Origin of the sequence: Pseudomonas indica NBRC 103045 (genome assembly GCF_002091635.1) — a bacterium.
Lineage (GTDB): Bacteria > Pseudomonadota > Gammaproteobacteria > Pseudomonadales > Pseudomonadaceae > Pseudomonas_M > Pseudomonas_M indica.
Map to the genome: position 1 here is coordinate 1 of NZ_BDAC01000010.1, position 14,114 is coordinate 14,114.

General features: G+C 65.2%; 12 protein-coding genes and 1 pseudogene. 3 read left to right on the plus strand and 10 right to left on the minus strand.

The features are described from left to right. Window positions 1-160: 160 nt before the first annotated feature. The 10 genes and pseudogenes from PIN01S_RS27595 to PIN01S_RS13175 form a co-directional block, all read right to left on the minus strand. Window positions 161-1,042, minus strand: a complete 882-nt coding sequence (locus PIN01S_RS27595) for a methyl-accepting chemotaxis protein (RefSeq protein ID WP_438269536.1) — start codon at window positions 1,040-1,042, stop codon at window positions 161-163. After that, window positions 1,019-2,116 (minus strand): annotated as a pseudogene (locus tag PIN01S_RS27600) (HAMP domain-containing protein); the annotation flags it as partial. The pseudogene PIN01S_RS27600 and the gene PIN01S_RS27595, both read right to left, overlap by 24 nt. A gap of 211 nt (window positions 2,117-2,327) precedes the next feature. Next, window positions 2,328-3,788 carry a sodium-dependent transporter gene (locus PIN01S_RS13140; RefSeq protein WP_084336129.1) on the minus strand — a complete coding sequence of 487 codons (1,461 nt, stop codon included), beginning with the start codon at window positions 3,786-3,788 and terminating at the stop codon, window positions 2,328-2,330. A gap of 81 nt (window positions 3,789-3,869) precedes the next feature. Next, entirely contained in the window at window positions 3,870-4,526 is a 657-nt protein-coding gene (gene maiA, locus PIN01S_RS13145) for a maleylacetoacetate isomerase (protein ID WP_084336130.1), read from the minus strand. A gap of 85 nt (window positions 4,527-4,611) precedes the next feature. Then, window positions 4,612-5,691, minus strand: coding sequence for a 4-hydroxyphenylpyruvate dioxygenase (gene hppD, locus PIN01S_RS13150; RefSeq protein WP_084336131.1), 1,080 nt, complete (start codon window positions 5,689-5,691; stop codon window positions 4,612-4,614). Window positions 5,692-5,949: 258 nt separating this feature from the next. Further along, entirely contained in the window at window positions 5,950-7,728 is a 1,779-nt protein-coding gene (locus PIN01S_RS13155) for an ABC transporter ATP-binding protein (RefSeq protein WP_084336132.1), read from the minus strand. Beyond that, on the minus strand, window positions 7,721-8,353 hold the full coding sequence (locus PIN01S_RS13160; RefSeq protein WP_084336133.1) for a DsbA family protein: 633 nt from the start codon (window positions 8,351-8,353) through the stop codon (window positions 7,721-7,723). Before PIN01S_RS13160 ends, PIN01S_RS13155 begins: the two co-directional genes overlap by 8 nt. Before the next feature lie 62 nt (window positions 8,354-8,415). Further along, entirely contained in the window at window positions 8,416-9,351 is a 936-nt protein-coding gene (gene trhO, locus PIN01S_RS13165) for an oxygen-dependent tRNA uridine(34) hydroxylase TrhO (protein ID WP_084336134.1), read from the minus strand. Window positions 9,352-9,709: 358 nt separating this feature from the next. Next, complete coding sequence (locus tag PIN01S_RS13170) at window positions 9,710-9,997, minus strand: BolA family protein (protein ID WP_084336135.1); 288 nt, start codon at window positions 9,995-9,997, stop codon at window positions 9,710-9,712. A 12-nt stretch (window positions 9,998-10,009) separates the two neighbouring features. Further along, a complete protein-coding gene (locus tag PIN01S_RS13175) occupies window positions 10,010-10,504 on the minus strand; it encodes a DUF2059 domain-containing protein (protein WP_084336136.1) in 495 nt (164 codons plus the stop codon). Window positions 10,505-10,802: 298 nt separating this feature from the next. Here PIN01S_RS13175 and PIN01S_RS13180 point away from each other — a divergent pair, with 298 nt between their 5' ends. From PIN01S_RS13180 to PIN01S_RS13190, 3 genes are all read left to right on the plus strand, one after another. Beyond that, entirely contained in the window at window positions 10,803-11,816 is a 1,014-nt protein-coding gene (locus PIN01S_RS13180; RefSeq protein WP_084336137.1) for a DUF2804 domain-containing protein, read from the plus strand. Window positions 11,817-11,900: 84 nt separating this feature from the next. Then, entirely contained in the window at window positions 11,901-13,295 is a 1,395-nt protein-coding gene (locus PIN01S_RS13185) for a class II fumarate hydratase (protein ID WP_084336138.1), read from the plus strand. Next, window positions 13,288-13,908: an NAD(P)H-dependent oxidoreductase gene (locus PIN01S_RS13190; RefSeq protein WP_084336139.1), complete on the plus strand. Its 621-nt coding sequence runs from the start codon at window positions 13,288-13,290 to the stop codon at window positions 13,906-13,908. The genes PIN01S_RS13185 and PIN01S_RS13190 overlap by 8 nt, the downstream gene beginning before the upstream one ends. Window positions 13,909-14,114: the final 206 nt, after the last annotated feature.

Here is a 14,114-nt window from a genome sequence, read left to right on the forward strand (position 1 = left end):
CAAGCGGTTTGATGGTTCCCACGCTTCAGCGTGGGAACCCCTGTCAGGACGCTCCGCGTCTGCGCACTGAAATGGACGCGGAGCGTCCAAGGCTGCGTTCCCACGCAGAGCGTGGGAACGATCCGGATTCGCTCCCCACGCCGAGGTCCGCCGGGAGAGATCAGGTCCGGAACTGCCCTACCAGACCCTGCAGTTCGATGCCCAGTCGCGCCAGTTCGGCACTGGAGGCGGCGGTCTGTTCGCTGGCCGAGGCGCTCTGCTCGCCGATATCGCGCACCCGCGTGACGCTCTCGTTGATGGCTTCGGCCACGGCGCTCTGCTCTTCCGCAGCGGCGGCGATCTGCTGGTTCATCTGCTCGATAGTCGATACGGCCTGGGTTATCCGACCGAGCGCGGCGCCGGCCTGGCCGGCGAGGTCAACGGTGCGCTGGGTCAGGCTGCGGCTGGCATCCATCTGCTCCACCGCCTGATGGGCCATCTGCTGCAGGGTGCCGATCAGCGTCTCGATTTCCTGGGTGGAGTCGTGGGTGCGCCGGGCCAGGGCACGCACTTCGTCGGCCACCACGGCGAAGCCACGGCCCTGCTCGCCGGCCCGCGCCGCTTCGATGGCCGCGTTGAGGGCCAGCAGGTTGGTCTGCTCGGCAACGTTGCGAATCACCTCCAGCACGCTGCCGATACGGCTGCTCTCCTGGTGCAATTGCTGGAGCGCTTCGGCGGAATGCTCCACTTCGTCGGCCAGCCGACCGACCTGGCCGACCGCCTCGCGTACCACCTGGTCGCCCTGCTGCGCCTCGCGGTCGGCATCGCGCGCGGCCAGGGAAGCCTGTTCGGCGTTGCGTGCCACTTCCTGCACCGTGGCTGCCATTTCGTGCATGGCGGTGGCGGTCTGTTCGGTTTCCAGCTTCTGCGTCTGTACGCCCTGGCTGGTCTGCGCGGTGATTGCCGACAATTGCTCGGCGGCACTGGCGATCTGGCCGACGCTGCCACCGATGCGGCCAACCAAGGTGCGTAGGCTCACCGTCATGCTTTGCATGGCGCTCATCAGTTGGCCCAGTTCGTCGCGTCGTTCCATGCGCAGGTCATGGGTCAGGTCGCCCTGGGCGACGCGCTGGACAAAGGCGACGGTCTCCCGCAGCGGGCCGACGATCAACCGGGAAATCAGCAGCGCGGCGCAGATGCCCAGCAGCACGGCACCCAGACTCATGCCACCGAGCAGGGCGTAGACCTGGCGGCGCTCTCCGAGCATCTCGGCCTGCTCGTTGGCCTGGGCCTCGTCCACCAAGCCGATGACCGCGCGTGCCTGCTCGACCATCGCGGCTTCGCTGGTACGACTCTCGACGCGCAGCCGGTGGTAGTTGTCGAAAGCCTTCTGGTAGCTGTCGAGGGCGACCAGGGCGGTATCGATGGAGCGCTTCTGGTCGTCGTCGAGCCAGACCTTCAGGCTGCTCGCCACGCTCTTCAGGTCGTCATAGACCTCTGCCCAGGTCTTCAGCGCTTCTTCCGAGCCGTCGATGATGTACAGGCTTTCGTTGCCGCGCAGGTCGAGCATGCGCTTGCTCAGGCCGGACGCGGTTTCGGCGAGGGTCAGCGGATCGCTGCCGCGCAGGCGGTCGCCTTGCAGGCGCAGCTCGCGCACCGCGTCGTACATGTCCAGCTCGATGACTTCGAACTGGTCACGCGCCTCGGCGGCCGCCTCCCCCATGGTGATGCGTGCCGCACGGGCTTCGTCGAACAGCTTGACGAACCGCTCGAACTGATTCAGATAGCTGGCGCTGGCGTCGTCCATGCGCTGCACCCGCTCCCGGTTGCCTGCCGACGTGGTTTTCCGCAACTGCTCCAGCCGCTCGCGCACCGTCGCCAGCCGCTCGCGGACCTGCTGGGCCGACTCGGCCTTGGCGGTCAGCGCGAAATCCTTTTCGAAACGCCGTGCCTGGGCAATCTCCACATCCACTTCCGCCAGCAGGGCGTTGTGAGAGAAACGCTCCAAGATCGCGTTCACGGCATAGAACCCGGTGCCGGCCACGGCGATGGTCAGCAACAGGACCAGCGCGAAGCCGGACAGCAGTTTCTTGCCCACGGCAAGATCGGCAAACACGCGAGAAGCGGAACGCAACATAACAACTCCTTCGATCGGGGCTTGGCGACCCCTGTTTTCGCCTCGTGATGGAGGCGGATGAATCCGGCGCAGGGCGAATGATGTGAGAAGGGCCGCTCATGGCCGACCCTTCGTTGCCTTTTCATCGGCAGCAAGGCGGCAGAGTTTAGCGGCCGAAAAACAAAAAGGGCGCACAGAGTAACTGTGCGCCCTTTCTCTTTTTATTACGCGGTCAGCGATTGGCCAGCACCAGCCTCACGCGCGGCGCGAACAACTCGCCAAGAATCGCCAGCAGGCCGATGGCGCCGGCGATCCAGTACCAGCGGACCAGCGGATCGAAGCCCAGCCAGCCGAGGGCATGGAGGAACACGATCATGATCAGCACCGGGCTGACGTAGCGCACCATGAACAGCCAGAGCGCATAACCGGCCGGCGGCAGGTTCAGTTCGTCGCGCATGATCTCGCCGCGCAGCGCATAGCCGGCCAGGACGACCATGAAAATCCCGCCCAGCGGCATCATCCAGCGCGAGGTGAGGTAGTCCAGCCAGTCGAAGAAGTTCTTGCCCAGCGGCGTCCAGCCGGACAGCAGGTTGAACGAGAGCATGGCCAGCAGGCTGATCACCAGCAGCACGGCGCCGGAGCCGATGGCAGCCTTGACCCGGCTGATGCCGTATTTCTCGTTCAGATAGGCCACGGTGGCTTCGATCATGGAGATCGCCGAGGTCAGCGCCGCGATGGACACCATGGCGAAGAACAGCACGCCGAAGGCCGTGCCGAACGGCATCTGCTGGAAGGCCAGCGGCAGGCTCATGAAGATCAGCCCGGGACCGGCGGCCGGGCTCATGCCGTTGGCGAAGATCACCGGGAAGATCGCCAGGCCGGCGAGCAGCGCCACGCAGGTATCGGCGATGGCCACCATGAAGGTGGTGCGGGCGATCGACTGGCCGTCGGGGATGTACGAGCCGTAGGTGAGGATGGCGCCGGACGCCAGGCTGAGGGTGAAGAAGGCATGGCCGAGGGCGGCCAGCAGCGCTTCGCCGGTCAGCTTGGAAGCGTCGAAGCTGAACAGGAAGGCGAAGCCTTCGGAGAAGCTGCCGCTGGTGAAGGCGTAGCCGACCAGGATCAGCAGCATCAGGGCCAGGCCCGGCATCATCCAGCGCACCGAATTCTCGATGCCCTTCTGCACGCCCTTGGCGACGATCCACAGGGTCAGCAGCGCCACCAGCACGCTCCAGCCGCCGAGCAGCCAGGGGTTGGCGTTGTGCTGCTCGAAGACCTGGCCGAGCGCCTCGACGCTGGTCGCGGCCAGCGAGCCATCGAGCATTTTCCAGGTGTAGGCGAAGGCCCAGCCGGCCACCACCACGTAGAAGCAGAGAATCATGAAGCCGGCCAGCATGGCCATCAGGCCGACGCCGCGCCACAGCGGGTTGCTGCCGTTCTCCCGGACCACCCGGGCGATGGCGTCGATGGGGCTGCCACGGCCGCGCCGGCCGAGGGCGATCTCGGTCATCATCACCGGGATGCCGATGGCGAGGATGCAGGCGAGGTACATCAGGACGAAGGCGCCGCCGCCGTATTCGCCAGTGATGTAGGGGAATTTCCAGATATTGCCGAGGCCCACGGCGGAGCCGGTTGCAGCGAGGATGAAGCCCCAGCGCGAAAGCCAGAGGTTCTTCGGTTTTTCACGGGTCATGCGTCACCTGTTTGTTTTTGTCTGTGACGTAAATCGGACCCGCCGCGCTCGTGACGCGGCGGAATGCAAGGCGGGTAAACCTTATTGAGCGTCGGGCTGCACCTCCGGAGCGGCGTTCCTGAACGCCTCAAGGGATTCGCAGCGCGCGACCATCTCGAGGATGCGTGGGTACGCAGTGAGGTCACAGTCGAAACGCCGAGCATTGTACACCTGCGGAATCAGACAGGCTTCCAGGTAGCCCGGCCGCTCGCCGAGAGACAGACGACCGGCGAATGCCGCCAGCCCCTCCTCGACCGCCGCCAGCCCGGTGTCCACCCAATGCCGGTACCAGGCGTTCTTGGCCTCGTCGCTCGCCCCCAGTTGGCCGCTGAGGTATTGCAGCACGCGCAGGTTGTTCAGCGGATGGATGTCGCAAGCGATGTGCAACCCCAGCGCGCGCACCTGGGCCCGCTGCACCGGATCGGCCGGCAGCAGCGCCGGCACCGGGAAGACTTCTTCCAGGTATTCGAGGATCGCCAGGGACTGGGCGATGCGAGCCTCGCCCGCCCCGGAGCCGGCATCCACCAGAAGCGGCACCAGTTCCTGCGGATTGAGCGCCCGGTACTCGGCGGCGTGCTGCTGACCGCCGTCTTTCACCAGATGTACCGGTACCTGGCGGTAGACCAGACCCTTGAGATTGAGAGCGATACGCACCCGGTAGGCGGCGCTGGAGCGCCAGTAGGAATACAAGGTCAACACGTCGGCTGCTTCTCCTGAATCGAGCCTGAAAATGATGGAGAGGACGAAACGGCCAACCTCCCCTCCCCCCTCACGCTGCTACTCCTCACCCCTTGAGCACGCCCCGGCGGATCTGATCTTCCTCGATGGACTCGAAGAGCGCCTTGAAGTTGCCCTCGCCGAAGCCCTGGTTGCCCTTGCGCTGGATGATCTCGAAGAAGATCGGCCCGATCACGGTGTGGGTGAAGATTTGCAGCAGGATGCCGTCGTCGCCGGGCGCTCCATCGATCAGGATGTTCAGCTCGCGCAGCAGCGCCAGCGGTTCGCCATGGCCGGGCACACGGCTGTCCACTTTCTCGTAGTAGGTATCCGGCGTGGTCATGAACTCCACGCCGTTGGCGCGCAGGCGGCGCACCGTCTCGTAGATGTCGTCGGTGGACAGGGCGATGTGCTGGATACCCTCGCCATGGTACTCGCGGATGAATTCCTCGATCTGCGAGTTCGCGTCCGCCGACTCGTTGATCGGGATACGGATCTTGCCGCAGGGCGCAGTCATGGCGCGGGAGACCAGGCCAGTGAGCTTGCCCTCGATATCGAAGTAGCGGATTTCGCGGAAGTTGGCGATGCGCTGGTAGAAGCCGGCCCAGGTGTCCATCTGGCCACGGCGGACGTTGTGGGTCAGGTGGTCGATCTGTTGCAGGCCGAGGGCGTTGTCATTGGCGCTACGCCCCGGAATGAAATCGAAGTCGACGTCGTAGATGGTCTTCTCGCCGTAGCGGTCGACCAGGTACAGCAGCGAACCGCCGATGCCTTCGACGCAGGGAATGTTCAGCTCGCCGAAATTGGCGTGGCTGCCGACCAGTGTCGCGCCCTGGGCCTCGGCATAGGCGGCGGCCTGGGCCGCGTTCTTCACCCGGAAGGCCATGGCGCAGGCGCTCGGCCCGTGTTGTTCGGCGAACGCATGGACATGCCCGCTGGGGCTGCCGTTGAGTACGAAGTTGATGTCGTGCTGCTGGAACAGGAAGACTTCCTTGGAACGGTGCCGGGCGGTCTCGGTGAAGCCCATGACGGTGAACAGTTCGCGCAGCTGCTGGATGCCCTCCGCCGTCGGCGCGGTGAACTCGACGAACTCGAAACCGTCGGTGCCGATGGGATTGTGCTGTTCGATCTTGGACACGGCGTTCATTGCGCCTCCTCTTGTTATGAGTTTGCCCGGTGCACGCAAGTGGGCTCTGTCATCACAACCGAGGGGTGGAGACGGAACAAGACGAGGCTGGAGGCTCTCGTCGACTCCTCATGCTCCTATCCGGCAATTTTTCTTTACAGCGATCCAAGACCCAGCAGCGGCTGTATAGGCACGACAACAGGCGTAAGGTTTTTTTTACAACGCGGTGCGACAGGCTGCCGCAGACGAAGCCGGAAAACCGCGACCGGCGCGGTCCGGCTACTGCTGGAGATGACCGTAAAGCTTGGCGTAAAGCCCACCCTCGGCGATCAGCTGCTGGTGGTCGCCGTCTTCGGCGATGCTGCCGCCGTCGAACACCAACACCCGGTCGGCCTGCTTCACCGCCGACAGGCGGTGGGCAATGATCAGCGTGGTGCGCCCTTCGAGGAAACGCGCCATGGCCTGGTGCAAGGCATATTCGGTGGCGGCGTCGAGGGCCGAAGTGGCTTCGTCGAGGATCACCACCTTGGGCTCGGCGAGTACCATGCGGGCAACAGCCAGGCGCTGGCGTTGCCCGCCTGAAAGACGCACGCCGGAACGGCCGACCATGCTGTCCAGGCCCTGCGGCAACTGGCGGATGGTCTCGGCCAACTGGGCGGTCTCCAGGGCACGCCAGCAGGCTTCGTCGCTGCGCTCGCGGCCCATGGTCAGGTTGGCGCGCACCGTGTCGTTGAACAGCGCCGGATGCTGCAGCACCACGGCCACGTGCTCGCGCACGGTCTCCAGGCCGATTTCCTCCAGGGTCGAACCGCCGAAGCGGATGCTCCCGGCCTGGGCGGTGTAGAGGCCGAGCAGGAGTTGCACCAGGGTACTCTTGCCGCCACCGGACGCACCGACGATAGCCACCTTCTCCCCCGGCGCGATGGACAGGTCGAGGCCATCCAACACCGGCTCTTCCGCATAAGCGAAGCGCAGCCCGCGGACTTCGATCCCCACCGTGTCGCGGTTCTTGAACGGATCGACACCCCCGGCATGCTGCGGTTCGTCCGCCCGGGCCAGCAGCTCGTTGATCCGCGCCAACGCTCCACCCGCGGCATAGAAGGAATATTGCAGGCTGAGCAGTTGCTCCACCGGAACGATCATGAACCAGAGGTAGTTGAACACCGCCAGCATCTGGCCGATGGACAGGTCGGAAAACAGCACGGTGAGCATCGCCGCGGCACGGAATACGTCGATACCGAGCTGGAACAGCAGGCCGCTGGCGCGGTTGGAGGCGTCGCTCTTCCACTGCGAGGCAACCGCATAGTCGCGTACTTCGCGAGCACGCAAACCCAGCCGGCCGAGAAAGAAGCCCTGGCGGTTGCCGGCCCGGACTTCCTGAATGGCTTCGAGCGTTTCGGTCAGTGCCTGGGTGAAGCGCGAGGTGCTGTCGTTTTCCAGCTTCTTAAGGTGTTTCACCCGCTTGCCCAGCTGCACCGTGGCGTAGATCACCAGCGGATTGAAAAGCAGGATCAGCAACGCCAGTTGCCAGTGCATCCAGAGCAGGATGGCGGCGGTACCGGTGAGGGTCAGCGCCGCCACCAGGAAACGGCTCAGCGTTTCGCCGACGAATTTGTCCAGGGTATCCAGATCGGTGACCAGATGGGTGGTCACGGCGCCGCCGCCCAGGGTTTCGTACTCGCCGAGGGAAATGCGCTTGAGGCGCTCGATCAAGCGGATGCGGATGCGGTACACGATGTCCTTCGACAACCGCGCGAAGAGACGCGCCTGGAGCACGTTGAAGACCAGCGAAGAACCGCGCAGCAACATGCTCGCCAGCAGCATCAGGCCGATGTAGCCGGCCGCGGTCTGCCAGCCGGCGGGAAGGAAGTTATCCATGACCTTGAGCGCGGCATCGCCGTCGCGCAACAGGACTTCGTCCACCAGCAGCGGCAGGAGCAACGGAATCGGCACGCTGCACAATGTCGCCAGCACGGCGATCAGGTTGGCCAGCAGCAGCGCCTTGCGATGATGCAGGGCGAGTCGGCGGATTTCCGTCCAGGTCAGGCGATCAGGCATGGACACCACGCTCCAGCCAACGTCCCAGCAACGGTTGCAACTGTTCCAGCGGCTGGTAGCCGTTGGTCAGCAATGCGAGTTGGCCGTCGCGCTCGGCCAGGAGTGTGGGGAAACCGGCGATGCCCAGGTCCTGCACCCAGGCGAAGTCGGCGGCGGTCGTCTCGCGCATGGCCACGCTGTCGAACGCCTCGGCGAACTCGATGCGGGGAATGCCGGCACGCTCGGCCAGCTCGACCAGCACCGGCGCCTGGGTGACGTCGCGCCCCTCGGTGTAGAACGCCTGCTGGATCAACCGGGCCAGCGGCCAGGCACTGGCGCTGTCCAGGTTGCGCACGGTGACCAGGGCTCGGCAGGCCGGCTCGGTGTCATATACCAGCCCTTCCGGCAAGCCGCGGTCGAAGTCGAACATCTGGCCGGTCGCCGCGTTCACCGCCTGCCAATAAGCCAGGTAGCGCACCCGTGCCGCCGCATCGATGGCGACCCGGTCGCGGCGCAGCCCGCCGGCCACCAGGTGCAGTGGCACACCCACCGCCTTCGCCTGATCGGCCAGGGCCTCCATCACCGGGGAGAAGCCCCAGCACCAGGAACACATGGGGTCCATCACGTACAGCAGGCGAGCGCTCATGGAAGCTCCTGTGTCAGCGGGTGCGCGAGGCACCGGTCATGCCAGGTCCGATCCGGGCCGCTTCACGCCAACGGCTGGCGCGGATCGCGGCCGATGGGGTGGGGTTGGTTGCGGGCCTTGGCCAGTTCGATCTGTTTCTGCCGTTCGCGGGCGCTGGCCCGGGTCTTCTCGGAGAGCGAGTCCCAGCAATGCGGGCAACTGATGCCCGGCGCGTAGTGTTCGGACTGGCGGTCCTCAGAGGAAATCGGATTACGGCAGGCATGGCATTGATCGTAATCACCCTCGGACAAATCGTGGCGCACCGTCACGCGGTTGTCGAAGACGAAGCAGTCGCCCTGCCACTTGCTTTGCGCCTCGGGCACTTCCTCGAGGTATTTGAGAATGCCGCCCTTGAGGTGATAGACCTCTTCGAAGCCCTCGCCCAGCATGAAGCTCGAGGCCTTCTCGCAGCGGATGCCACCGGTGCAGAACATCGCCACCTTCTTGTGCCGGGTCGGGTCGAAATGAGCCTTCACGTACTCGGGAAACTCGCGGAACGATTTGGTCTTCGGGTCGATGGCGCCTTCGAAGGTACCGATGGCCACCTCGTAGTCGTTGCGCGTATCGATCAACAGCACCTCGGGATCGGAGATCAGCGCGTTCCAGTCCTTGGGTTCGACATAGGTGCCGACCCGCTGGTTCGGGTCCACCCCGGGCACGCCGAGGGTGACGATTTCCTTTTTCAGCTTGACCTTGGTGCGGTAGAACGGCTGCTCGTCGCAGTAGGACTCCTTGTGGTCGACGTCGACCAGACGCGGATCGCGCCTGAGCCAGCCGAGCAAGGCGTCAATGCCGGCACGGGTGCCGGAGACGGTGCCGTTGATGCCCTCTTCGGCGAGCAGCAGGGTGCCTTTCACGCCGTTGTCGAGGAGGGTTTGCAGAAGGGGTTCGCGGAGCGCGACGTAGTCCGGCAGGGAAACGAACTTGTACAGCGCCGCCACGACGATCTTATCGGTCATGGGGACTCTTTCCTCAGGTGGTCGCCCGCGTAAAGGGCGGACCGGATGAAACGATAGCGCCGGTCGGGCCGACGCGGCGCGGATTCTATCAGAAAGCCTCTGTGCGACGGTTCATGGGCTGATCAAGTGCCCTGTTTGCTGCCGGGCAGGTCATTGGCTGTAGATAGGAGTTATCTGGCACGACCATTCCTCTGTGCGAGGCAAATCCCTCTCCCCCGGCCCCTCTCCCGTAAACGGGAGAGGGGAGATTCGTGCTGCTCGGGCAAAAACAACGCGGAGGAACCGCCTCCCGAATCGACGCAAACGCGATCCGGGACACGGCAGAGCGGCAAAGGCCGAGCGGAGGGATACCCCGCTTTCAGTGCCCGCCGCGGCAGGTCGGAGAGTCCGGCGCCTGGCCCAGCTGCGCCCACTCGTCTGGGGTGTAGGTGTGCAGGGCCAGGGCGTGGAACTGCCCCATCAGCTCACCGAGGGTGCCATAGACCTTCTGATGGCGCTTGACCGCGTTCAAGCCGGCGAAAGCCGGGCTGACCACCACCGCCTTGAAATGGGTTTCCAGCCCGCGGCTGTGCATATGGCTTTCGTCCAGCACCTCGAGGTGCTGGGGCTCCAGGGCGCCCAGTGCCGTCTGGATACGTTCACGCATGCTGGCCACGGTTTACTTCGCCTCCAGCTCTTTGTTCATGTCGCCCAGCAGCTTGTTCACTTCCGGGACGGCGGTCTCCAGCTTGGCCTGGGTCAACTGGGCGGACTGCGCGGTCAGCGCCGGCATCTTTTCCATGACCTTCTTGCCGAGCGGCGATTGGTAGAAGGCAATCAGGTCCTTCAGCTCGCTCTCGCTGAAATTGCTGGTGTAGAGCTTGACCATGTCGGGCTTCAGCTTGTCCCAGCCCACGGCGCGGTCCAGCGCGGCGTTGGCCTTGGCCTGGTAGCTTTCCAGCACGGCCTTTTTCGCCTCCGGAGCCTTCGACTCGGCGAAGCGCTGGGCGAACATCTGTTGTACCTGGGCGTAGACCGGCACGGTCAGTTTGTCGGCATGGGCCAGCTTGAGGAACTGCTCGGCATTGGCGGCGTGGCTGGCATCGTCGGCCAGTGCCTGGCCTCCGGCGCAAGCGAGCAGCGCGGCGGCGCAGAGGGCGCGAAAACGGGTCATGGCGAATCCTTAGTTCAATCGAAGGGTCGGGCGGGTTAGACAGCGGAATCCCCGGATTGTGCGCCCGATGGCCCCGCCTCCTCAACCAATGACGCCTTTGTTCACCAATTCACATAAAAAATGTGCCCCGACGCACCCGCCTATCAGTTGCCAAAGTGCCAGCACTTGCCCATGCTTCGCCGGGCTGGGCATTCTGCCGCCAAACACGATGCCACTTCTCTGTAGAAAAGCTTCTACGGACCCAGGCTGCTGTTGGCAGCACGCCGTGCCCGGCTCAGCACACACATGGACGTGTCCGATGAACAGTTTCGCCTATCCGCTGGTTTCCCCTCCCTCGCAGCCGCTCTGCGACGCTCGCGGCAAGCTGTGCCCAAAGGCCGTCGGCTGGTCGGCCCGCCCCCATGTCCATTGCGCCCTGCCCGGCCCCATCGGCCGCCGCAAGCGCTGGAACCACTGGTGCATCACCACGCCGCACTGGATGCTGGCCCTGACCGTCGCCGACTTCGACTATGTGGGATATGGCGCCGCCTATTTCCTCGACCTGGAGACCGGCCAGGGCGCCGCCCACTCGCAGGTCCGCCCCTTCGCCCGGGGCTGCTGGTTGCCGGACACCCCCATCGAGAGCCACGCGTTCGACCATCCCCGCCTACAATTGAAGGCCGACGAGCAGCCCGGTCGGGTACGCCTTACCGTCGCCGCACCGGACATCGGCAGCCAGCCCCTGCAGGTTTCCCTGGATATCCAGCGCCCCGCGCATCTGGACTCGGTGAACCTGGTGGTGCCCTTCGCCAGCGGCGGCTTCCATGCCACCAGCCGCCAGCTCGGCCTTCCGGCCAGCGGCAGCGTGCAACTGGGCCAAAAGCACTATCAGTGCGTGCCCGGACAGAGCTTCGCCGCACTGGACTTCGGCCGTGGCGTCTGGCCCTTGCACAGCCACTGGACACGCGCCGCCTTCGCCGCGCCCGGCGGCATCGCCGGCAACTTCGGTTCCGGCTGGAACGACGGCAGCGGCCTCAGCGAGAACGCCCTCTGGTTCGGCGGCGAACTGTTGCCGCTGGATTGCCCGGTCGAGATCGAGCGAATCCCCGGCAGCCCCCTGACCTGCTGGCGCCTGACCAGTCCAGACGAACGGGTCGACCTGATCTTCACCCCGCGCCAGCGCCACCATGCCCGGCCGCGTTTCGGCCTGTTCCATGCCGATACCAGCCAGTGGTTCGGCCACTTCGACGGTACGCTGCGCGGCCCCGGCGGCGAGTGCGTGCCGGTCGACGGCGCCCTTGGCTGGCTCGGTGCCACCCACGCGCGCTGGTAGGCCTATCGCGGCGATAGCGAGCGCTGGGGAACCCACCCGCCTGCGAACGGCCTAAACTGCCGGAAACCTGTCCGGAGAACATCCATGAGCCGCATCGAAACCGACAGCCTGGGGCCTGTCGAGGTCCCCGAGGACGCCTACTGGGGCGCCCAGACGCAACGCTCGCTGGTCAACTTCGCCATTGGCGACCAGCGCATGCCGCTGGCCGTTCTGCATGCCCTGGCGCTGATCAAGAAGGCCGCCGCGCGGGTCAACGGCCGCATCGGCGACCTGCCGGCGGATGTCGCCCGGCTGATCGAGCAGGCCGCCGACGAGGTGCTCGCCGGGCAGCACGATGACCAGTTCCCCCTGGTGGTCTGGCAGACCGGCAGCGGCACTCAGAGCAACATGAATGTCAACGAAGTGATCGCCGGCCGCGCCAACGAACTGGCCGGCGGCCAGCGCGGCGGCAAGAGTCCGGTACACCCGAACGATCACGTCAACCGGGCGCAAAGTTCCAACGATTGCTTTCCCACCGCCATGCATATCGCCACCGTCAAGGCGGTACAGCAGGACCTGCTGCCGGCCATCGTCGAGCTGTCCGGCGGCCTCGCCGAGCAAGCCGCACGTCATGGGCATCTGCTGAAGACCGGACGCACCCACCTGATGGACGCCACACCCATCACCTTCGGCCAGGAACTCTCCGCCTTCGTCGCCCAACTGGACTACGCCGAACGCGCCATCCGCGCCGCCCTGCCGGCCGTCTGCGAACTGGCCCAGGGCGGCACTGCCGTCGGCACCGGCCTGAACGCCCCGCATGGCTTCGCCGAGGCCATGGCCGCCGAACTGGCGGCGCTGTCCGGCCTGCCCTTCGTCTCGGCGCCGAACAAATTCGCCGCCCTCTCCGGCCACGAGCCGCTGGTCACGCTCTCCGGCGCCCTCAAGACCTTGGCCAGCGCGTTGATGAAACTGGCCAACGACCTGCGTCTGCTCGGCTCCGGACCGCGCGGCGGGCTGGCCGAGGTGCGCCTGCCGGCCAACGAGCCGGGCAGTTCGATCATGCCCGGCAAGGTCAATCCGACCCAGTGCGAAGCGCTGTCGATGCTCGCCTGCCAGGTATTCGGCAACGACGCTGCCATCACCTTCGCCGCCAGCCAGGGCCACCTGCAACTGAACGTGTTCAAGCCAGTGATCGTCCACAATCTGCTGCAATCGATCCGCCTGCTGGCCGACGGCTGCCGCAACTTCAACCAGCACTGCATCGCCGGCCTGGAGCCGGATGCCGCACGCATGGCCGAGCACTTGGAGCGCGGGTTGATGTTGGTGACGGCGCTCAATCCTCATATCGGCTACGACAAGGCGGCGGAAATCGCCAAGAAGGCCTACGCCGAAGGCACTACCCTGCGGGAAGCAGCCCTGGCCCTCGGCCATCTCACCGAGGAACAGTTCGACGCCTGGGTTCGCCCGGAAACCATGCTGGAGGCGGGACAACGTGGCTGAAACGGCAAAGAGCGGCGCGACGCCGCTGGAAGGCGACGGCAAGCGCATCCTGGTGATTCTCGGCAGCCCCAAGCACGACAGCCTCTGCCACGCCCTGTGCGAAGCCTTTTCCCAAGGCGCGCGGCGCCAGGACCATGTGGTGCGCCACCTGCGGCTCGGTGACCTGGCTTTCGACCCGGTGCTGCATGGCGGCTACGACCAGAACCAGACGCTGGAACCCGACCTGCTCGAAGCCCAGCGGCAGATTCACTGGGCCGAGCACCTGGTGTTCGTCTACCCGGTCTGGTGGGGTGGCCTACCGGCGCTGCTCAAGGGCTTCTTCGACCGGGTCTTCCTGCCCGGCTTCGCCTTCAAGTTTCGCGGACGCTCCCAGGCCTGGGACAAACTGCTGAGCGGGCGCACCGCGGATTTGCTGGTCACCCTGGATACCCCGCGCTGGTACTTCCGCTGGATTTACGGCGCGCCCGCCCATCGCCAGATGGTCCGCACCATCCTCGGCTTCTGCGGCATCCGCACCCGCCGCCTGGTGGAGTTCTCTCCCGTACGGATTTCCTCGGAAGAACAGCGCCAGGGCTGGCTGCGCAAGGCGGAGTTATTGGGGAGTCGGGTGTGAGGTGTGGACGGTGAGGAGTGGAAGCGTGAGGGGTGAAGAGTAAAGGTAGGGGGCGAATTTATCGCTTCGATAGCGGCCTCTATTTCGTCAACGGCCTCGACAATGACGAGCCCATGTACGACTTCAGCGTCAACCTCAACAAGAAGGATTCATTCGCTATGAGTTGATGGACAGCAGGCCCGTACGAGGACTGCTTTGGCAAACGC

Excerpts from the sequence above, each read along its gene's own strand:
- PIN01S_RS27595 (WP_438269536.1), bottom strand. The coding sequence starts at position 1,042 with ATGAGCGCCATGCAAAGCATGACGGTGAGCCTACGCACCTTGGTTGGC.
- PIN01S_RS13140 (WP_084336129.1), bottom strand. The coding sequence starts at position 3,788 with ATGACCCGTGAAAAACCGAAGAACCTCTGGCTTTCGCGCTGGGGCTTC.
- hppD (WP_084336131.1), bottom strand. The coding sequence starts at position 5,691 with ATGAACGCCGTGTCCAAGATCGAACAGCACAATCCCATCGGCACCGAC.
- PIN01S_RS13155 (WP_084336132.1), bottom strand. The coding sequence starts at position 7,728 with ATGCCTGATCGCCTGACCTGGACGGAAATCCGCCGACTCGCCCTGCAT.
- PIN01S_RS13160 (WP_084336133.1), bottom strand. The coding sequence starts at position 8,353 with ATGAGCGCTCGCCTGCTGTACGTGATGGACCCCATGTGTTCCTGGTGC.
- trhO (WP_084336134.1), bottom strand. The coding sequence starts at position 9,351 with ATGACCGATAAGATCGTCGTGGCGGCGCTGTACAAGTTCGTTTCCCTG.
- PIN01S_RS13170 (WP_084336135.1), bottom strand. The coding sequence starts at position 9,997 with ATGCGTGAACGTATCCAGACGGCACTGGGCGCCCTGGAGCCCCAGCAC.
- PIN01S_RS13175 (WP_084336136.1), bottom strand. The coding sequence starts at position 10,504 with ATGACCCGTTTTCGCGCCCTCTGCGCCGCCGCGCTGCTCGCTTGCGCC.
- PIN01S_RS13180 (WP_084336137.1), top strand. The coding sequence starts at position 10,803 with ATGAACAGTTTCGCCTATCCGCTGGTTTCCCCTCCCTCGCAGCCGCTC.
- PIN01S_RS13185 (WP_084336138.1), top strand. The coding sequence starts at position 11,901 with ATGAGCCGCATCGAAACCGACAGCCTGGGGCCTGTCGAGGTCCCCGAG.